This is a genomic window from Mesorhizobium sp. NZP2298, assembly GCF_013170825.1.
Classification (GTDB): Bacteria; Pseudomonadota; Alphaproteobacteria; order Rhizobiales; family Rhizobiaceae; genus Mesorhizobium.
Window position 1 is genome coordinate 2,433,155 of sequence record NZ_CP033365.1, and the last position, 19,327, is coordinate 2,452,481.

Annotated in this window: 21 protein-coding genes; 6 read left to right on the forward strand and 15 right to left on the reverse strand. The window is 63.1% G+C overall.

Annotation, left to right across the window (positions count from 1 at the left end; genetic code table 11):
- Positions 1 to 38 precede the first annotated feature (38 nt).
- On the forward strand, positions 39 to 1,436 hold the full coding sequence (gene guaD, locus EB231_RS11730) for a guanine deaminase (protein ID WP_172348946.1): 1,398 nt from the start codon (positions 39 to 41) through the stop codon (positions 1,434 to 1,436).
- On the opposite strand, the gene yddG is transcribed toward guaD, so the two are convergent.
- The 7 genes from yddG to EB231_RS11765 all read right to left on the reverse strand — a co-directional run bounded on the left by yddG (position 1,433) and on the right by EB231_RS11765 (position 8,067).
- On the reverse strand, positions 1,433 to 2,338 hold the full coding sequence (yddG, locus tag EB231_RS11735) for an aromatic amino acid exporter YddG (RefSeq protein ID WP_172348947.1): 906 nt from the start codon (positions 2,336 to 2,338) through the stop codon (positions 1,433 to 1,435). The two genes, guaD and yddG, sit on opposite strands and share 4 nt — an antisense overlap.
- 94 nt (positions 2,339 to 2,432) lie before the next feature.
- Positions 2,433 to 3,536 carry a redox-regulated ATPase YchF gene (ychF, locus tag EB231_RS11740; protein WP_172348948.1) on the reverse strand — a complete coding sequence of 368 codons (1,104 nt, stop codon included), beginning with the start codon at positions 3,534 to 3,536 and terminating at the stop codon, positions 2,433 to 2,435.
- A gap of 94 nt (positions 3,537 to 3,630) precedes the next feature.
- On the reverse strand, positions 3,631 to 4,353 hold the full coding sequence (gene pth / locus EB231_RS11745) for an aminoacyl-tRNA hydrolase (RefSeq protein ID WP_140777318.1): 723 nt from the start codon (positions 4,351 to 4,353) through the stop codon (positions 3,631 to 3,633).
- Between the two features lie 23 nt (positions 4,354 to 4,376).
- Positions 4,377 to 5,015: a 50S ribosomal protein L25/general stress protein Ctc gene (locus EB231_RS11750; protein WP_172348949.1), complete on the reverse strand. Its 639-nt coding sequence runs from the start codon at positions 5,013 to 5,015 to the stop codon at positions 4,377 to 4,379.
- A 343-nt stretch (positions 5,016 to 5,358) separates the two neighbouring features.
- The gene (locus EB231_RS11755) at positions 5,359 to 6,303 is read right to left on the reverse strand and encodes a hypothetical protein (protein ID WP_246740920.1); all 945 of its coding nucleotides are present in this window, start codon (positions 6,301 to 6,303) and stop codon (positions 5,359 to 5,361) included.
- Positions 6,300 to 7,331: a glycosyltransferase gene (locus tag EB231_RS11760; protein WP_172348950.1), complete on the reverse strand. Its 1,032-nt coding sequence runs from the start codon at positions 7,329 to 7,331 to the stop codon at positions 6,300 to 6,302. Before EB231_RS11760 ends, EB231_RS11755 begins: the two co-directional genes overlap by 4 nt.
- A 295-nt stretch (positions 7,332 to 7,626) precedes the next feature.
- Complete coding sequence (locus EB231_RS11765) at positions 7,627 to 8,067, reverse strand: MarR family winged helix-turn-helix transcriptional regulator (protein ID WP_172348951.1); 441 nt, start codon at positions 8,065 to 8,067, stop codon at positions 7,627 to 7,629.
- Positions 8,068 to 8,217: 150 nt separating this feature from the next.
- Here EB231_RS11765 and EB231_RS11770 point away from each other — a divergent pair, with 150 nt between their 5' ends.
- Entirely contained in the window at positions 8,218 to 9,075 is an 858-nt protein-coding gene (locus tag EB231_RS11770; protein WP_172348952.1) for an alpha/beta fold hydrolase, read from the forward strand.
- 72 nt (positions 9,076 to 9,147) lie between these two features.
- Here EB231_RS11770 and EB231_RS11775 read toward each other — a convergent pair whose 3' ends face one another.
- Entirely contained in the window at positions 9,148 to 10,386 is a 1,239-nt protein-coding gene (locus tag EB231_RS11775) for an MFS transporter (RefSeq protein WP_172348953.1), read from the reverse strand.
- 151 nt (positions 10,387 to 10,537) lie between these two features.
- Between EB231_RS11775 and EB231_RS11780 the strand changes: the two genes are divergently transcribed.
- Positions 10,538 to 11,416 carry an AraC family transcriptional regulator gene (locus EB231_RS11780; protein WP_172348954.1) on the forward strand — a complete coding sequence of 293 codons (879 nt, stop codon included), beginning with the start codon at positions 10,538 to 10,540 and terminating at the stop codon, positions 11,414 to 11,416.
- Between the two features lies 1 nt (position 11,417).
- On the opposite strand, the gene EB231_RS11785 is transcribed toward EB231_RS11780, so the two are convergent.
- The 7 genes from EB231_RS11785 to EB231_RS11815 form a co-directional block, all read right to left on the reverse strand.
- Positions 11,418 to 12,353, reverse strand: a complete 936-nt coding sequence (locus EB231_RS11785) for a ribose-phosphate pyrophosphokinase (protein WP_019860650.1) — start codon at positions 12,351 to 12,353, stop codon at positions 11,418 to 11,420.
- Positions 12,354 to 12,521: 168 nt separating this feature from the next.
- Positions 12,522 to 13,151 carry a hypothetical protein gene (locus tag EB231_RS11790; protein WP_172348955.1) on the reverse strand — a complete coding sequence of 210 codons (630 nt, stop codon included), beginning with the start codon at positions 13,149 to 13,151 and terminating at the stop codon, positions 12,522 to 12,524.
- A 43-nt stretch (positions 13,152 to 13,194) separates the two neighbouring features.
- On the reverse strand, positions 13,195 to 14,346 hold the full coding sequence (locus tag EB231_RS11795) for a M24 family metallopeptidase (protein ID WP_172348956.1): 1,152 nt from the start codon (positions 14,344 to 14,346) through the stop codon (positions 13,195 to 13,197).
- Complete coding sequence (gene pgeF / locus EB231_RS11800; RefSeq protein ID WP_172348957.1) at positions 14,346 to 15,140, reverse strand: peptidoglycan editing factor PgeF; 795 nt, start codon at positions 15,138 to 15,140, stop codon at positions 14,346 to 14,348. Before pgeF ends, EB231_RS11795 begins: the two co-directional genes overlap by 1 nt.
- Positions 15,141 to 15,254: 114 nt before the next feature.
- On the reverse strand, positions 15,255 to 16,343 hold the full coding sequence (locus EB231_RS11805; RefSeq protein WP_172348958.1) for a class I SAM-dependent methyltransferase: 1,089 nt from the start codon (positions 16,341 to 16,343) through the stop codon (positions 15,255 to 15,257).
- Entirely contained in the window at positions 16,340 to 17,200 is an 861-nt protein-coding gene (lgt, locus tag EB231_RS11810; RefSeq protein WP_172348959.1) for a prolipoprotein diacylglyceryl transferase, read from the reverse strand. The genes EB231_RS11805 and lgt overlap by 4 nt, the downstream gene beginning before the upstream one ends.
- A gap of 134 nt (positions 17,201 to 17,334) precedes the next feature.
- The gene (locus tag EB231_RS11815) at positions 17,335 to 17,568 is read right to left on the reverse strand and encodes a BrnA antitoxin family protein (RefSeq protein ID WP_019860643.1); all 234 of its coding nucleotides are present in this window, start codon (positions 17,566 to 17,568) and stop codon (positions 17,335 to 17,337) included.
- 216 nt (positions 17,569 to 17,784) lie between these two features.
- On the opposite strand from EB231_RS11815, the gene EB231_RS11820 reads away from it, so the two are divergent.
- From EB231_RS11820 to EB231_RS11830, 3 genes are all read left to right on the forward strand, one after another.
- Positions 17,785 to 18,087 (forward strand): accessory factor UbiK family protein, encoded by a 303-nt coding sequence (locus EB231_RS11820; protein WP_172352876.1) that lies wholly within the window; start codon positions 17,785 to 17,787, stop codon positions 18,085 to 18,087.
- A 323-nt stretch (positions 18,088 to 18,410) separates the two neighbouring features.
- A complete protein-coding gene (locus tag EB231_RS11825) occupies positions 18,411 to 18,911 on the forward strand; it encodes a type III secretion system chaperone family protein (RefSeq protein ID WP_013893499.1) in 501 nt (166 codons plus the stop codon).
- 19 nt (positions 18,912 to 18,930) lie between these two features.
- Entirely contained in the window at positions 18,931 to 19,290 is a 360-nt protein-coding gene (locus EB231_RS11830) for a tRNA-binding protein (RefSeq protein ID WP_172348960.1), read from the forward strand.
- The last annotated feature ends 37 nt before the right edge of the window (positions 19,291 to 19,327 follow it).

Sequence of the window (19,327 nt, forward strand, 5' to 3'; positions counted from 1 at the left end):
AGTGACGGTCTCACGCGCCAGCACAACCGGAGCGACAGATGACAAGAGAACCTTTCACGCTGCTCGGCACCGCCTTCCACACGCCGGAGCGCGGCAGGCTGGAAGTGCTGGAAGATCATCTGTTCAGCATCGATGCGCAGGGGCGGATCGCCGAGATTCTGGCGCCCGGCCATCCGGACTATGCGGCGCGGGAAAGCGATGCCCGCCTGTCCGGTACGCTGGTGCGGCTTGCTGACGGCCAGTTCCTGCTGCCCGGCCTGGTCGACCTGCACATCCATGCGCCGCAATGGCCGCAGATGGGCAAGGCGCTCGATGTGCCGCTCGAAGTCTGGCTGCAGAAATATACATTTCCGCTCGAGGCCCGCTACGCTGACGTCGACTATGCCCGCGAGGTCTATGCCGATCTGGTCGACAATCTTCTGGCCAACGGCACCACCACCGCGCTCTATTTCGCCACCGTCCATGTCGAGGCGAGCCTGGCGCTTGCCGGGACTTGCATGGAAAAGGGCCAGCGCGCCCTGGTCGGCAAGGTGGCGATGGACGATGCCCAGCAGTGCCCGCCCTTCTACCGCGATGCCGATGCGGCGAGTGCCGTTTCGGACACCAGGCGTTTCATCGTGGCGGTCCAGTCACTGGATTCGGGCGAGAGGCCGCTGGTCCAGCCGGTGATCACGCCGCGCTTCATCCCGAGCTGCACGGATGCGGCCTTGCAGGGGCTGGGTGAACTCGCGACCGAATTCGGCTGCCATGTGCAGACGCATTGCTCGGAGAGTGACTGGGCAAAGCAATTCGTGGAGGAGCGCTTCGGTCAGACCGATGCGGCCAGCCTGGACGGTTTCGGCCTGCTCACCCGCCACACCATCCTGGCGCATTCGAATTTCATCGACGGGCAGGACATGGACCTCATCAAGGAGAAGGGTGCCGGCGTCGCACATTGCCCGCTCTCCAATGTCTACTTCGCCAATGCGGCGTTTCCGCTGCGCGCGGCACTGGACCGGCAGATGCATGTTGGACTGGGGACGGATATTTCGGGGGGCTACAGCCCGTCCCTGTTCGACGGCTGCCGGCACGCTCTGTCGGCGTCGAGGACGCTGCAAAGCGGCGTGCATGCCGGGCTGCCGCCCGAGCAGCGCGGCGCGCCCGGAGAGCCGATCACCCATCAGGAGGCGTTCTGGCTGGCGACCGCCGGCGGTGCCGAAGCGCTGGACCTGCCGACAGGCAGTTTTCGCGTCGGGCACGAATTCGACGCGCTGTTGATCGACACCAGGGCGAGCGCCTCGAACATCCACATCAACGCGGCCGACGACACGCTTGACGATGTCTTCCAGAAGATCGTGCTCAACGCGGCGCGGGCGAATATCGCCAAGGTCTGGGTGAGCGGCCGGATGGTGGCGGGGCAATGGAAGCGTGGCGCCCCGCCAATCGACCTGGGCTAGGCGCGCGCTGCTGTTTCCGCCGCGGCCTCTCTTTTCGGCTTGAGCAACATGTCCTTGGCGGCAATCAGCGCGCCAACCGTGATCAGCACGCAAGCCAGCGCCACGGACCAGTGGAAGACGCCGAAACCCGCCAGCAGCAGCACGATCACCGAGAACAGCGGCGCGGCATACGAGATCGCGCCCAGGATCATGATGTCTCCGTGCTTGCAGCCATAGTCCCATGCGTAAAAGCCGGCGCCAAGAGGGATCACGCCCAGAACGGCGATGGCGCTCCATTGCGTCGGTGTTTGCGGCCACACCGTGCTCTCAAGCGTGAGATGCAGCGTGAGGGCGACCGCCGCGGTGATGAGGCAGTAAACCGCGACCACATCGGTCGGGACCTGGCCAAAGCGGCGCGACAGGACGGAATAACCGGACCAGACGAAAGCGCAGAACAGCGCGATGACGTGGCCCGGCTTCACCCCGGCGGCAAGCCCCACGCTGCCGCCCTTCGTGATGACGACGATGGCGCCTGCCAGGCCGAGGACCACACCCGCAATGTGGTGAGGTTTAAGTCGTTCTCCCGGCAGGAAGGCGGCGAAGACAACGATCAGCAATGGCCAGAGATAGGCGATCAGGCTCACTTCGACGGGCGGGGCCGACTGGATCGCGAAAAAGTAGGCACAATGGTAGATGCACAGCCCTGCCGTGCCGATCGCCCAGACTTGCCATGGCTGCCGCAGCGACCTGATCGCCGAGGGCCGAACGATCCAGCTGGCGGCTCCGACGGAGCCGCCGAGCAGAAATGTCATGGCGGCGAGTTGAAAGGGCGGAATCGGTCCGGCCGCGGTCGAAAGCAGCGCGAGGAACGACCAGGTCAGAATGGCCGAGAAACCGACCAGGGTTGGGATCGTCCTGTTCATGTTCGCCCTTCCGCTTCATTGACGGGATAGCGGAAAGGACCGGCCGATGGCAGCCGCGTACGGCCTCACCCTGTCGGGAATGCGACGCGGCTGTTCAGGTGTTGAACTTGAACAGCATGATGTCGCCGTCCTGGACGACATATTCCTTGCCTTCGTCGCGCGCCTTGCCGGCTTCCTTGGCCGCCACTTCGCCGCCCAGCGTGACGAAGTCGTTGTAGGCGATGGTCTGGGCGCGGATGAAGCCGCGCTCGAAGTCGGTGTGGATGACGCCGGCGGCCTGCGGGGCCTTGTCGCCCTTGTGGATGGTCCAGGCGCGCGTCTCCTTCGGCCCGACGGTGAAATAGGTGATGAGATGCAAAAGCTCATAGCCGGCGCGGATCACCTTGTTGAGGCCCGGCTCGTCGAGGCCGAGGGAGGACAGGAATTCCATCTCTTCCTCGTCGGAGAGCTGGGCGACTTCGGCCTCTATCGCGGCCGAGATCACCACCGTGCCGGCACCCTGCGCTGCGGCCATCTTCTCCACGGCCCGGGTGTGCTCGTTGCCGGTGGCTGCATCGGCCTCGGCGACGTTGCAGACATAGAGCACGGGGTGCGACGTCAGGAGGTTCAAGCCCTGCAGGATGCGCAAGTCTTCGGCCGAGATGCCTTTGAGCAGCACGCGGGTCGGTTTGCCGGCCTGCAGCAGTTCGAGCGCGGCCTCCATCATCGGCAGCACCGTCACCGCTTCCTTGTCCTTGCTGCCGGCGCGCTTGCGGATCTGGACGATGCGGCGCTCCAGGCTGTCGAGGTCGGCGAGCATCAGCTCGGTCTCGACCGTCTCGGCGTCGGCGACAGGGTCGATGCGGCCCTCGACATGGGTGATGTCGTCATCCTCGAAGCAGCGCAGGACGTGCACGATGGCGTCGACCTCGCGGATGTTGGCGAGGAACTGGTTGCCCAGCCCTTCGCCCTTGGAGGCGCCGCGCACCAGGCCGGCAATGTCGACGAAGGAGATGCGGGTCGGAATGATCTCCTTCGACTTGCCGATGGCCGCGATCTTCTGCAGGCGCGGATCTGGCACCGCCACCTCGCCAGTGTTCGGTTCGATGGTGCAGAACGGATAGTTGGCGGCCTGCGCCGCCGCCGTCCTGGTCAACGCATTGAAGAGCGTCGACTTGCCGACGTTGGGCAAGCCAACGATGCCGCATTTGAAACCCATTTTGTCCAGTCCTATCGGGAAAGCGAAATTTGATGAGGGCTATGGGCGATAGGGGTGATCAACGTCAAGCCCCGTAAGGCCGCATGCGTGGCGCTCAGTCCTTGTTGCCGAAGAGTTTCTTCAGCATGGCGGCCATCGGGCCGGATTCCGGCAATTTGACCGCCGGCTGCTGCGGACGCGCCTGGCGGACGTGACTTTGCTGCTTGGGTTCCTGCTTCCGCGCCGGCTTTTCCGGTTCGGGCGCGGCCTTGCCCTGGACGGCGAGAGCGGCCTTGTTCATGAAGCCGGATTCGTCGCCCTTGACGATCATGGCGGCGTTGTCGGCGATCGCGTCGAGCAAGGGATCGAGCCATTCGCGGTCGGCCTTGGCGAAGTCGCCGAGCACATGGTGCTGGACCATTTCCTTGACGCCGGGGTGGCCGACGCCGATGCGCACACGGCGATAGGCGTTGCCGACATGGCCGTCGATCGAGCGGATGCCGTTGTGGCCGCCGGCGCCGCCGCCGGTCTTGATGCGCAGCTTGCCTTCGGCAAGGTCGATCTCGTCATAGAAGACGGTGAGCGCGGAAACGTCGAGCTTGTAGAAGCGCAGTGCTTCGCCGACCGACTGGCCGGACAGGTTCATGAAGGTCTGCGGCTTGATCAGGATGATCTTTTCGCCGCCGAGCGTGCCTTCGGCGATCAGCCCCTGGAATTTCTTCGACCAGGGCGAAAAGGAATGGCGGCGGGCGATAGCGTCCGCCGCCATGAAGCCGACATTGTGCCGGTTATCAGCGTATTTCGCGCCCGGATTGCCGAGGCCTGCAAAGACAAGCATCGTCTGCTCCGGGCGGAAAAGAGTTACTTCTCTTCGGCGGCGGGAGCCGCCTCAGGTGCGGCCTCGGCCGTCTCTTCCGTCTCCGGCTTCATCGCCGACGAACCGGCAATGGTCGCGATGGTGAAATCGCGATCGGAGATCACCGGCTTGACGCCGGCCGGCAGCTTGACCGCCGAGATGTGGATCGAGTCGCCGATATTGGTACCGGTGAGATCGACGGTGATGAATTCCGGGATCGCATTGGCCGGGCAGTGGAACTCGACTTCGTGACGCACGATGTTGAGCACACCGCCGCGCTTGATGCCGGGCGACTTGTCCTCATTGAGGAAGTGGACAGGCACGTCGACATTGACCTCGGTGTCCTTACCGATGCGCAGGAAGTCGACATGGACAGGGAAATCCTTGACCGGGTCGAGCTGGAAGTCCTTCGGCAGGACCTGGATCTTCTTGCCGTCGACATCGATCGTGGCGACCGTGGTCAGGAACCCGCCACCATGGATCTTGTAGTAGATGTCCTTGTAGGTGAGAGCGATCGCCAGGGGAGGCTGCTTGTCACCATAGATTACTGCAGGCACTTTACCGTTGCGGCGAACTGCACGGGCGGACCCCTTACCGACCTGTTCGCGCGCTTCGGCCTTGAGCTCGTAAGTATCGTGGCTCATGGCTTTTCCTTTCGCGTGTTATGGAGCGTTCGCGGTGGGCAATGTGCCCGAGCCGTAAACGTCGAAAGCCGCCGGTCCTGGATTTCCGAATGAAGGCTACCGCTTTGAGACGGACCTTTGTTCGGGATCACAAGGGAAGGCAGCCTTCCGCCGCGTTGCCTCCAAGGGTGTCTACGCGGGTGGCGGCTCTATAGCGGAAGGCAGCGAGAGGCGCAAGCGGTTGGGCTGTAAGGCTTGAAAGGCAGTTCCAGGATCGACGATATACCCGGAAGTCTCATCATCCGACAGTCCGTCAAGGAGACGCCAAGCCTGCGTTGGGAGAGGCAACGACCGATGGCAGGCATCATTGCCGCGACATAAGTTTTGACAACCAGCGGCGAAGCTTTTGGGTCAAAGTGCGTTTGGATCGTGCCCGGAAGGTAATTTGCACGCGCCAGTCCGGAATATCATTCTCGGATTCCGTGCTCGCCGTCCTAGCCTTCCGCGCCAGCCATGGCACGTCGACAAGCGCGCATCCATTGGCTAGCAACCGGTTGGTGAGCATCTGCTCATTGAGAATGGCCCGGGCCTTGCTTTCGAAAAACGGTAGCGTTTCAGGCGTAAGATCGAACCTTGAATGCCAGACTACCTCTTTGCCGGCTCTGTCGCCGGTGAGCCAATGCAGCAAAAACTGCTGATATCCTTGCGAGATCGGTGCGTCATCACGAAAGGGTTGCCGAGGGTTGCCGCTGAAAATCGGTGCGTTCCTGCCGACGCTTACCAAGGATCCCAGGCTGCTGAGTTGCCGCGGGTGCATCAGGATGAACGAGCTGCGGAGCCAGGCCTGCGAGCGGATTCCGAAAATCGAGAAGGCCTCGCGGCGAGAATCGATGCAACCCAGCGCTCCCTGCAAGCCAAGCAACGACCGCAACGAGCCACCATCAATCAATTTGAGATGGTCGGATGTGGATGCCGCGAAAGCCGAAGTGGCCAAGTGAATGAGATCGTAGTGATGAAGTTCGGCGCCGGTATGATTGATGCCGCAGTCCCACGCGGAGAACTCCCAATCTTCGTTCGACGCGCCGATCAGTTCGACCCCGCAGTCGAGATCAGAGCAATGACCGACTGGCAGCGAATTGTCGATCACGAGCATGCGATGCGCTACCTCCGGCATCTGGTGGGCGAACATGGCTCGCAAGTCCCGCCATGCGGTCGGATACTTCTCGGTTCCGTGACGCACCAGAAGGGTCAAAACACGAAGCGGCTGGGTGTGCATGGCGAATGCAGACGCGCCGTTTTCCCGCGTCAACGCGTTCTTCCCGTCAAGCGCGAGCGGATCTTTCTCAAGGTCTTCTTGAGACGGGATGGCCGCTTCGGTCGAACTGCCGGTCCGACTGTCTGGGCGGATGTTTGACGGCGGTCGGACCTCAACGGGTTATGAAATGCTTCCATCTCCTTGCGGACGGCGGCGAATATTGCCTCTCCCTCAGGCCCGCCGCGGGTCTCCCAAAGCTTCGCTCGGTCGGCAATGTCGTAGGTTGCCTCCAATTCCGCGCAGACGGCGGCGAATGCAGCGTCGCCATCAAGGCCATCCTGCGCTTCCCATAATTTTACCCGGTCCACTATGTCGTAGACCGCCCGCAGCAGCGCGGTGGCGACAACGTAGTCCGACCGCGACCTGGATTGAGCCAGCCAGTACGCTATGCGCTCTTGTCCGAAAGTCTCCAAGGGGGTGCTGGCGTCGAAGAACGAGACCCTGTCTCGCTCGTTCGTATAACGATTGGTTTTTTCAATCCATTGATGCGCATCCCGATGCGACAGATTGTGGATGCACACGCCTCCGTCATGTGGGACATCGTAGACCTCGCTCGTTATTCGTCCGACCTCTTCATGCAGCGTCGAGACGAATTCCGCCGCGCCGCGGCGAAAGGCGCGCACATTGTAGGAAGGCCAGTAATACGCATCATCGTCGTGGCGTCCCATAATGTATTCACGCTTGGGCATGCGAAACACGCCAGCCGGATGGGAGCCGGCATTTTCCCTTACCCAGCGAATAGCCTCGACGCTGAGGCATTCGTCGTGATCCAGATAGAGTATGAAGTCGTGTGAACATGCATCGTAGGCGACAAACCGCGTCTCGGTGGGCAATGGCGACCAGGGCACGGAGATGACTTTGTCGGCAAAGCCGGCCGCGACGGCAGCCGTGCCGTCGGTGGATGATTTGTCGACGACAATGAGCTCATCGACAAAGCGCAAGGAGCGCAAGCAAGTCTTGAGAATTTCTCCACTGTTATAGGTTATGACGAAGCCGCTTATCTTGGGGCTGTTGACACCCATTACCGCACCTTTGCCACAGAATTGCTCGCGCTATACCCTATAGCGGAATAGGGGGCCCATAGGTCAATACCGCGCGAATCGTAAAGCTCCAGTTTCGTTCGTTCGGATCTGAACACAAGAGGGCGAACGAGGTAAGTATTTCGGTTCCGCTTGATTGCAAGTCCGTGCAACGAGCGCTGCGATTGACTGGCCCGCACTCACCAAATCAATCGACGTTGACATGACGCAAACGCAATCCGCTTTCGTACCGCATCCGCCGTGAGCGCAGTTCAAGCTGCGCCGAGGCACTCAAGCTTCAGCTGGTGCCGGCCAGATTGCTGCTCAACGCGTCGCGTAGCGCTTGCACCTGCCGGTTCAGGGCATCGAGCTCGGCCAGCGTCATGCCCGAGCGCTCGATCAGGGTCTCGTTCAGGCAGTTGCACTGGACGAGCAGCGCGCGCCCGGCCGATGTCAGGTCGACCTGGACCTGACGCTCGTCGGTCTGGCTGCGCTGGCGGGTGACAAGGCCGGCCTGTTCCATGCGCTTGACCAGCGGCGTGACGGTGCTTGATTCCAAGGCCAGCCGGTGGGCGACCCTGCCGACCGACATGCCATCGGCCTCGCCCAGTGCGTTCAGCACGAGATATTGCGGATAGGTTATCCCCATCTCGTCCAGCATCGGCTTGTAGGTGCGGTTGATCGCCATGCTGGTGGCATAGAGCGTGAAGCAGAGCTGGTTGTCCAACGGGAGAGGCACGACGCGTTCCTTGTTTGCCGACGTAGGAATTTCGGTACCACGAAAAATGATATCGCGATACATATTTCTATAGACAGAGGTTCAAGGCTGCGCTAGCCATATAGATATCGCGATATTGTTTATCGCGAAAAGCAATCAAAGGAGATTGAGATGGCTTCGCAGACAAAATCCGGTTCCGGCAGCGGCACGATCACCACCAAGGACGGCACGCAGATTTTCTACAAGGACTGGGGAGCCGGCCAGCCCATCGTCTTCCATCATGGCTGGCCGCTGAGCAGCGACGACTGGGACGCCCAGATGCTGTTCTTCCTGGCACAGGGCTACCGCGTCATCGCCCATGACCGGCGCGGCCATGGCCGCTCGACGCAGACGGATATCGGCAACGAGATGGACACCTACGCCGCCGATGTCGCTGAACTCGCGGCGCATCTCGATCTCAAGAACGCCATCCATGTGGGCCATTCGACCGGCGGCGGCGAAGTGGCGCGCTATGTGGCGCGGCACGGCTCGGGCGGCCGCGTCGCCAAGGCGGTGCTGATCGGCGCGGTGCCGCCGATCATGCTCAAGACCGCGGCCAATCCCGGCGGCCTGCCGATCGAGGTCTTCGACGGGTTTCGCGCTGCCCAGGCGGCCAACCGCGCCCAGTTCTTCCGCGACGTTCCGGCCGGTCCGTTCTATGGCTTCAACCGTCCAGGCGCCGAGGTTTCGCAGGGCGTCATCGACAATTGGTGGCGCCAGGGCATGATGGGCGGCACCAAGGCGCATTATGATTGCATCAAGGCATTCTCGGAAACCGACTTCACCGAGGATTTGAAGGCAATCGACGTACCGGTGCTGGTCATGCATGGCGATGACGACCAGATCGTCCCCATCGCCGACTCGGCACTGCTGTCGATCAAGCTGCTCAAGAAGGGCGAGCTCAAGGTCTACAAGGGTTTTCCGCACGGCATGGCGACAACTCACGCCGATGTCATCAACGCCGACCTGCTGGCCTTCTTCAAGGCGTAAGGCGTTCTGCTGGATAGACAAAGCACCCGCTCATCCGGGCGGGTGCTTTCATCTGGATTCGGATCTGCCGGGTCAGGCAGCCTGCGCCTTCCGGGCTTCCTTCATGTTGGGCAGGAACACCGTCAGCAGGCCCAGGAACGGCAAATACGAGCAGATCTGGAAGACGAAATCGATGCCCTTCATGTCGGCGACGACGCCGAGCACGGCCGCCGCGATGCCGCCCATGCCGAAGGCGAAGCCGAAGAAGATGCCGGCGATCATGCCGACGCGGCCCGGCACCAGTTCCTGCGCGAAGACGACGATGTTGGAGAAGGCCGACGACAGGATCAGTCCGATCAGCACGGTCAGCACCATCGTCCATTCCAGATTGGCGTAGGGGAGCGCCAGCGTGAAGGGCAGGACGCCGACGATCGAGAACCAGATCATGGCCTTCTGTCCGTAGCGGTCGCCGAATGGGCCGCCGAGCAGGATGCCCAGCGCCGAGGAGCCGAGGAACAGGAACAGCATCACCTGGCTCATCTGCACCGACACCCCGAACTTATGGATGGAGTAGAAGGTGTAGTAGCTGGCGAGGCTGGCGATGTAGGCGTTCTTGCTCAGCACCAGCAAGGTCAGCACGATCAATGCCGACATCACCTTGCGGCGCGGGAAGGGCGAGACGAAGCTTGCCGCCTTGCGGTTGCCTTGCGCGGCGCGCAGACGGCTGTACCAGCCGCCGACCTGCCACAGGATGACGATGCCGATCAGCGAGCCGACGGCGAACCAGGCGATGCTGGTCTGGCCGAACGGCACGACGATGAAGGCAGCCAGCAAGGGGCCCATGGACTGGCCGAAATTGCCGCCGACCTGGAACAGCGACTGCGCCAGGCCAAACCGGCCGCCAGACGCGAAGCGGGCGATGCGCGAGGATTCCGGATGGAAGATCGCCGAGCCGATGCCGATCAGCGAGGCGCCGATCAGGAGCAGGTAGTAGTGCCCGGCATAGGCCAGCACGACCAGCCCGATCAGCGACGCCGCCATGCCGTAAGGCAGGGAATAGGGCATCGGCCGCTTGTCGGTGATCATGCCGATGATCGGCTGCAGCAGGGATGCCGTGACCTGGAAGGTGAAGGTCAAAAGGCCGATCTGCCAGAAGTCGAGGCCGTAATTGTCTTTCAGAAGCGGGTAGATGGCCGATAGCAGCGACTGCATGATGTCGTTGATGCAGTGGCACAGGCTCACCGCCAGGATGACGGTGAAGGCCGTCGCCTGGGCTGAGGCGTGACTGGCGCTCGCTGGTGGCGCGACGCTGGCGGCTGTCGTATCGGTCAAGGTAGGCTCCGTGGTCTTTTTGGCGGGCACGCCCGCAGGTAATCTGGCGGCCGCTCCTGCGGCAGCCCTAGGGACGGTTGCCTTATAAGCCGCTTGCAGGGCGACTTCTTTCGTGGTTTGGTCCAATAGTTTCGCGAGTGGGCCATAGCCGATGCCACATGGCAGGGAAATCTTCCACGCCGGCAATGCCGATCTCGGCAAGTTGCACGAGAGCCGCTGGCAGTGGCTGGAACAAGTGGCCGGGCCGGCGGTGGCGTTGCCGACCGAATATCCTGACGGCTACCATGTGCCGCAACATCGACACAGCCGCAGCCAGCTGCTGCACGCGTTGGTCGGCGTCGTGCTGGTAAAGACGCGGCACGGGCGCTGGATGGTGCCGCCCGACCATGCGATGTGGATTCCGGCCGGCATCGAACATTCCGTAGAGATGCTGGGCGACGTCTCGATGCGCTCGGTCTATGTCATGCCGGGTGCGATCCCCGGGCTGCCCGAAGGCTTGCGCGTCGTCGGCGTCACCGAGCTGATGCACAGCCTGATCGTGGAGTCGGAGAAGCTGCCGCAAGGCGGCGAGTTGGAAGGACGCGGCGGGTTGATCATGAACCTGCTGCTGCATGAAATCCCGACCTTGCCGGAACGGCCGCTCGGGCTTCCATTCCCGTCCGATCCGAGGCTGGCGGCGCTGTGCCGTCGCTTCGTCGCGGCGCCTTCGCCGCACGCAACGATCGACGAATGGGCCGATGCCGTCGGCATGAGCCGGCGCTCCTTCACGCGCGCCTTCCAGCGCCAGACCGGCCTGTCCTTGTCGACATGGCGCCAGCAGGCGTGCCTGTTCGCGGCGCTGCCGAGGCTCGCCGATGGCGAGCCCATCACCAGGGTGGCGCTCGACTTGGGCTATGACAGCGTGCCGGCCTTCATCACCATGTTCAAGCGTATGCTGGGCTCCTCGCCGCGCGGCTATATGCGCGGCGCGCGCGACAATGGCGAAAGCGTGCGGCGAGCTCCGCCTCGGCTCGAGGGGCCGGCGCCATAGTTTAGTCGAACAGGCTCGACACCGATTCCTCGGTTGCCGTGCGCGAGATCGCCTCGCCCATCAGGTCGGCGATCGAGATGACGCGGATGTTGGGGGCGTCGAGCACGCCTTGCGTCGGCTGGATGGAATCGGTGATCACCAGTTCCTGCAGCTTCGAGCCGCTGATGCGGGCGACAGCGCCGCCCGACAGCACGCCATGGGTGATATAGGCGGTGACGCTGGTGGCGCCGTTGGCCAGGAGCGCATCGGCGGCGTTGCACAGCGTACCGCCGGAATCGACGATATCGTCGATCAGCAGGCAATCCTTGCCGGCCACCGCGCCGATGATGTTCATGACTTCCGATTCGCCCGGGCGCTCACGGCGTTTGTCGACGATGGCCAGTTGCGCGTCGAAGCGCTTGGCCAGCGCCCGCGCCCGCACCACACCGCCAATGTCGGGCGACACCACCACGACATTGCCGAGCTGCTTGTATTTCGCCTTCACGTCGCGGGCCATCACCGGCACCGAGAACAGATTGTCGGTCGGGATGTCGAAGAAGCCCTGGATCTGGCCGGCATGCAGGTCGAGCGTCAAAACGCGGTCGACGCCGGCGCGGGTGATCATGTTGGCGACCAGCTTGGCCGAGATCGGCGTGCGGCCCGAGGCCCGGCGGTCCTGCCTGGCATAGCCGAAGTAGGGAATCACCGCCGTGATGCGCTTGGCCGAGGAGCGCATGAAAGCGTCGATCATGATGAGCAGTTCCATCAGGTGATCGTTGGTCGGGAACGAGGTCGACTGCAGGATGAAAACATCCTCGCCGCGCACGTTTTCCTGGATTTCGACGAAGATTTCCTGGTCGGCGAAGCGCCTGACACTGGCCTTGCCCAGCGGGATGTTGAGATAGCGGGCGACCGCTTCGGCCAGCACCCTGTTGGAATTGCCCGCGAAGAGTTTCATGCACCGTTCCTGGTGGGGGATGGGAAGGCCTGACAGACTCTCCCGCACCTTTTAATCGGGCTTTTAGCGGCCCGCGCTGGTATTGCAAGCGCCGAGATCGGGAATCCGCCGGCTAAGCTGAAGAAAGGTTTGTGCCATCGCCGAGAGGCAACACTCGAGCATGCCTTGCTAGCCAGCCTTGCCGCCCAGAAATGCCGCGAACTGGTCGATGGTCTGGTCGGCGATCGCCTGCATGGTGGCCGGCGAGACGCCCTTCCAGCCGTCGGCGCCCGCGCCGGCGCCGGAATTGACCGAAGGCGCCTTCATCTGGCCGTTGATGCGGTGCAGGCGGTTGCCGGCCGGGTCGTAGACATCCCAGACATAGATGACGGTGGTGTCCTTGCCCTCCGAAATCGCCGAGAAATAACCCTTCAGCACATGGGTCGCGGTCTGGTCGGCGCTGCCCGCGAGCGTGATGCCGCGCTGCCTGGCGCGCGTCTGCAGTTCCGCCGTCAGCGGGGTCGCGGCCTCCACCGAAGCGCCGACGATCGGCGCGATCTGCAGCCGGGTCTTCGACATGATGGCGGCACTCTGGGCTGAGGTAAGCGGCGTGGTGGTGGTCGCGGCAGTGCTCGTGGTGGCGGCAGGCGCGGTTGGTGACGTTGCGGGAACGGTGGCCGCCGTGCTGCCCGGCGCTGCCGGTGTCGAGGTCGCCGGCGGGGTGATGGCGGAAGGTTCGAGAACGTCCTTTGCGTTGGTGCAGGAGGCAAGAGCCAATGCCACAAGCAATGACACGGTCGTCACATGCGATCGTCCCATTTGCCTTCTAACTCCTTGGCGAAGAACGCCTCCCATTATGGATTCACTGTACGATCAAGTCGAGATCATGGCGGGACAGCGGCTTCGGCTGGGATTCGGTGGTCAGGTAGGTGCGGCCAAGCGTCATTGCCGTCTCGGTGTCGGAATCCATGATGATCATGTGGGCGAACAGCGTCATGTGCGGCGCGATCGGCTCGGGGTTGCCCTGGTAGAACATCGGCATGTCCATCCAGGACGGCGTGAAGCGGGCGCCGACGGAGTAGCCGCAGGCGTTCAGCCGGTGCTTGGTCAGGCCGTGTGCCTCCATGGTGCGGGCATGTGCGTCGAAGACGTCGCCGAAACTGTTACCCGGCGTCATCGCCTTTTCCACCGCGAGAAGGGCGGCACGCGCGGCGTCGAACAGCTCCTGGTGGCGCTTCGATACCTTGCCGGTCAGCACCGTGCGCATCATCGGCGCATGGTAATGATGGAACACGCCGGCCCATTCAAGCGTCAGCTGGTCGTTCTTGGTCAGCTTGCGGCGGCCTGCCTTGTAGCGGCAGAGCAGCGCATCGACACCGGAGCCGATGATGAATTCATTGGCCGGATAGTCGCCACCGCCGGCAAAGACCGCGCCCTGCATGGCAGCCAGGATCAGCGCTTCGTCGCCGCCCTGCTTGATCAGGGGCAGCGCCGCGTCCAGCGCATCGTCGGAGAGGTTGGCGGCCTTCTCGGCCTTGGCGATTTCGGCCGGGCTCTTGAACAGCCGCAGCCGCCCGACGATGCCGGACGCGTCGGCGATCTGGCCGAAGGTCTGCAACTGCTCGTCCAGCCGGCGGCCATTGTACGCGGTCAGGCCATGGGTGTCGTATTCGACGCCGATGCGGGCGCCGAGCAAATTGAGATCGTTGAGCAAATTGCGCAGGTCGATCGCCGGGTTGGCGCCGTTGCGGTCGGTCCACAGCACGATGTCGTCGATGATGGAGGTGTGGCGCGCCTGGCGCAGGTCGGCCGAGCGGGTCAAGAGCACCATCGAGCCGTCGGCCTTCACCACCAGGCACTGGAAGAAACAGAAGCCGAACGTGTCGTAGCCGGTCAGCCAGTACATGCTTTCCTGCGCGAACAGCAGGATGGCGTCGAGTTTCTTCTCGGCCATCTCGATCATCAGCCGGTCGCGCCGCGCGTCAAATTCCGACCGTTCAAAATGCAGCGCCATTATTCATTCTCCAAAACGATAGCCGAAACCTGCCGGCCGTAATCGGGCTCCTTGCGGTGCGTGGTGCGCCGGTAGGAGTAGAACAGATCTTCCTCGGCATAGGTGCAGCGGCCAAGGCCCTCCGCGGTCACGCCGGCCCTTGCCAGCCGGTCGACCGTATAGCGATTGAGGTCGAACATGGCATGGCCTGATGTGGCGGACGGCGCGAAGTAGCCGATGTTTTCGGCGTCGGCCTCGACGAAGCGGGCAATGAATTCCGGCCCGACTTCGTAATTGTCAGGGCCGATCGAGGGGCCGAGCACGGCGACGATGTTTTCGCGCCGGGCTCCGAGGCCTTCCATGGCGGCAATGGTGTTTTCCAGCACGCCGGTGAAGGCGCCTTTCCAGCCGGCATGCGCCGCGCCGATGATACGCGCCCCGGCATCCGCGAACAGCACCGGGCCGCAGTCGGCGGTCGAGGCGCCGATGGCGATGCCCGGGCGATCGGTGACGATGGCATCGGCCTTGGGCCGTTCTCCGGCAAAGGGTCCGCTGGCGACGATGACATCGGGGGAATGAATCTGCCAGGCGGTCAACAGATGGTTCGTCGGCACACCCATCCAGGCGGCGACACGGGCGCGGTTCTCGGCCACCAGCGTCTGATCGTCATTAGATCCGGTACCGATGTTGAGACCCTGGTAGATGCCGGTCGAGACGCCGCCCGCGCGGGTGAAATAGCCGTGGCGGATGCCTTGTGCCTGCGCCTTGTCTAGCAGCGGGGACCGAACGGGATCCGGTTTGGTCTGATTCAGCATGCGGGCGTTGTTGTCCGTATGGGCGGTTTCGTCAAGAAAAAGCAGAAGCGGGGCGGCCGGCGGTTCGGCCTCTCTCCTGCCCGACGGGAGATTGGAAGAGGCAGCGGCGAAAAGTCAATCCGCTGTCGCGAAGGGTCGGACGGCGGCGCCGCGCGGCACGACGGCAAGCACCTTGAACAGTTCGCCCATCGCCCGCGGCCCGGCGAGGCGCTCGACGTCTTCAGTGATCTTGTCGCGAGCGGCCTGGCCGGCATCGGCGCCAAGCCGGCCGGCACGCTCGAGTATGCCCATGCCGAGCAGGAAACTGCCCTGTGTCGACAGATGGGCGTCGAGACCATGCGCGCGCACGATCGCGGCAAGGGCGGAGAAATCGACATGCGAGGTGAGGTCGGCCTCGCCTGGATTGGCCAGCACATCTTCGTGATTGTGCCTACGCAAGGCCTGCAGCGTGTCGCCGACACCCGGCTGCAGGTGGCCATAGTCGAGGAACAGCCCGGCGCCGCCGTTTCGGACCATGTGTTCGGCAATGGCCGCCATCAGGGCGGTGCGGGCGGGCGCCACCTCGGCGATCGCCCCTTGCGGCGCTTCAGCCGCGTCGACGGGCAGCAGCGTCGGGTCGACCGAGCCGGCGCCGGCGAAGAAACAAAGGGTGTTCTCGTCGTCCAGGCTCACCATGCGCTCGCGCCAGCCGGTGCCGGCGCGGACGAACTGGCGGATCGGTATGGCGTCGAACAATTCGTTGCCGACGATGAGCAGCGCCTGATGGGGCAAGGTGTCGATGGTCTCATGCCAGCGAACCGCAAAAGGCGTGGCGCCAAGCGTCTGTTTCTGGACTTCGGTCAGGCGTGGACTGGTCTCGATCATGGCGAAGGCGGCGCCATTGGCCAGGGTCGGATCAAGCCGCGACAGCGTGCGCAGCATGTCTTTCATCAGCGTGCCGCGACCGGGGCCGATCTCGGCGATGGTGACAGGCATCGGCCGGCCGATTGCTGTCCAAGCCTGGTAAAGCCACACGGCGACGAGTTCGCCGAACATCTGGCTGATCTCCGGCGCGGTGACGAAATCGCCAGCGGCGCCGAAGGGTTCGCGCGTCGTGTAGTAGCCGTCCGCGGGGTCGAACAGGCATAGCGCCATGTATTCGTTGACGGGAAGGGGCCCCAGCGCCTCGATCAGGTCGACGATACGGGTCTTCAGCCTCGTCATGTCGCCTGCGGCTGCGCTTGCGTCACCGGCTTGGCTGTTGCCATCGCCCAAATGCCGATCAGCACCATCGGGGTCGACAGGATCATTCCCATGGTCAGCCAGTTGGTGCCAAGGAGGTAGCCGAGCTGCTGGTCGGGCTCGCGGAAGAATTCGACGAAGACGCGTGACAGGCCGTAGCCGCAGATGAAGGCGCCGCCGACGAAGCGCGGCGTCTTCAGCTTGAGGCGCGAATGGGTAAGGATGCGCAGGACCAGGAACAACACCAGGCCTTCGAGCAGGGCCTCATAGAGCTGGCTCGGATGGCGGGTAAACGGCCCGCCATTGGGGAATTCTATTGCCCAGGGCACGTCCGTCGGCCGGCCCCAGAGCTCGGAATTGATGAAATTGGCGACGCGCACCAGGCCAAGCCCAACCGGCACGCCGGCGGCCACGACATCGAACAGCGACCAGGTGCGGATGCCGCGCTTGATGGAAAACAGCGTCATGGCGAGGATGACGCCGAGCAGGCCGCCATGGAAGGACATGCCGCCTTGCCAGACCGCGAAGATGTCGAGCGGGTGCGCGATGTAGCGTGCCAAGTCGTAGAACAGCACATAGCCGGTGCGGCCGCCGAGCACGACGCCGATCGCCGCCCAGACGATGAAATCGTCGAGGTCCTCGGGCTTCATCGGCAGCACGCCGTCGGGCCACAGTTTCGGGTTGGCGGCAAGACGCTTGGCGTACCACCAGGCAAACAGGATGCCGATAATGTAGCCGACGCCATACCAGTGCACCGCCAGCGGCCCGATCTGGATGAGGATCGGGTTGATGTTGGGGAAAGGCAACGAGGCCAGCGGCAGCAGGAAATATTCGTTCAACGGAAAGCTCTCGGTTGCGGTCGCGTTCGGGCGCGGACCATGCGGCAGGGTTTTGGCGGGGTCAAGGCAAGCCGGTCGCCGTCAAGTGCCGCGACGGATCACCGTTGCGAGCCATCGCGACGTGCGTGGTCAACTCACCCCTTGGCGGCCACCCACTGCCGCAATGCGTCGTTGATCCTGTCCTGCCAGCCGGGGCCGTCTTCCTGGAAATGGTCGAGCACGGCCCGGTCGATCCGGATCGAGACAAGCTCGCGGACATTCGGTGCGGTCGAGGGTTCGCGAACTGGCGCTGCCGGCTTCTTGACCGGCTTGAAGGCCGCTTCGGCGGCTGCGAACGGATTTGTCGGTCGGCGCGGAGGCGTTGCCATTGATTGACCCTGATTAGAGCGTTCTGACGCAAATAGGAGACGACAACACCATAGGCGATTTGATGTTCTCAAGTATAGCTTGGGGCGGTTCGAGAGCTTCCCGCCGGCATGGCAGCGTCCATGCGCCATAGCAACGCAGAGGCCGTACTGGGCCTCAACGTTCTTGCATTCGGCGCTCAGCGCCACTACGTCATTTCGAGCAAGCGAGGATTTGCCATGTCGACCGGACCGAACCGCATTCTCGATGAATTCGCCAAGCTGATGACCGACGCCGCCGGTGCCGCGCAAGGCGTACGGCGCGAGGTGGAGACCGCCTTCAAGGGCCAGGCGGAGCGTATCCTCAATTCGATGGACGTGGTGCAGCGCGAGGAATTCGAGGCCGCGCGCGAGATGGCCGCCAAGGCCCGCGACGAGAATGCCCGGCTTGCCGCCCGTATCGAAGCGCTCGAAGCCAGGCTCGCCGAACTGGGCGGGGATGCCGCACCAGCGGCGGCGGCGAAGCCGCGCGCAAAAAAATAATCATTAAACTTTTCCACATAGTCAAAGTCCGAAAATCGCTTTGCCGTGAATCGCTTAACGGCATTGCATGAATCTTTGTGACAGCGCCTTTCCACATGCGAATGCCGCAGTGCGAAAAATTGGGCTGTTCACGCGACTCCCGATCAATAGACTGAATTTGTTGCATGATTCGGAGCAGGGTCATGCGGCCGGGCGGTGGGGTCCGGTCTGGGGTCTTTGCGTCGAGAAGTCCTGGCCGTCCGAGTTCTAGATCAGATTGTTCGTTGTGTGTGCCCTCCCGCGGAGCGTGTGGCGGCGCTCCTCAGAACGACAGGAAGCATTCCATGGAACTTCTCGAACTCGAATTCTCCCGCGAAATCCATCCGGTGGATGTTATCGAGCAGGTGGCCCACAACAATGACTGGTCCTTCGAAAGGGCCGGCGACGATGAAATTTCGATCTCGGTTGCCGGCAGCTGGACCGACTATCACGTCTCCTTCTCCTGGATGGAGGATTTCGAGGCGCTGCACCTGGCCTGCGCCTTCGACATCAAAGTGCCGGAGACCCGCGCGCTGGAAGTGATGCGGCTGTTGTCGCTGATCAACGAACAGATGCTGTTCGGCCATTTCGACCTGTGGGAGCAGGAGGGCGCGATCATGTTCCGCCAGTCGCTGCTTTTGGCCGGCGGGGTCGAACCCTCGAGCCAGCAGGTCGAGGTGCTTCTGTCCTCGGCGCTGGAAGCCTGCGAATGCTATTTCCAGGCGTTTCAGTTCGTCGTCTGGTCGGGAACCTCGGCCAAGGACGCGCTGGCCGGCGTGCTGTTCGAGACCTACGGCAACGCCTGAGCCCTTGTAAGGCAGAGATATGAGTGCGAGCAGCGAGCGTAAGCCCGAGATCAGTTTTGCCGATTTCGATCGTGTCGACATCCGCGCCGGCACGATCGTCGAGGCCGAACCGTTTCCGCAGGCGCGCAAACCGGCTATCAAGCTGAAGATCGATTTCGGACCCGACATCGGGGTGAAGAAATCCTCGGCGCAGATCACCAAATATTATGAGCCGGAGACGCTGGTCGGCCGGCAGGTGTTCGCGGTGGTCAATTTTCCGCCGCGCCAGATCGGTCCGTTCATGTCGGAAGTGCTGACGCTCGGTTTTCCCGACGAGGAGGGCGCCGTCGTGCTGGGCGCCATCGAGCGCAAGGTGCCGGACGGCGGGCGGTTGTTCTAGGACGATTCGGGTGAGGCCGGCTTGCGAACGGCGGTCT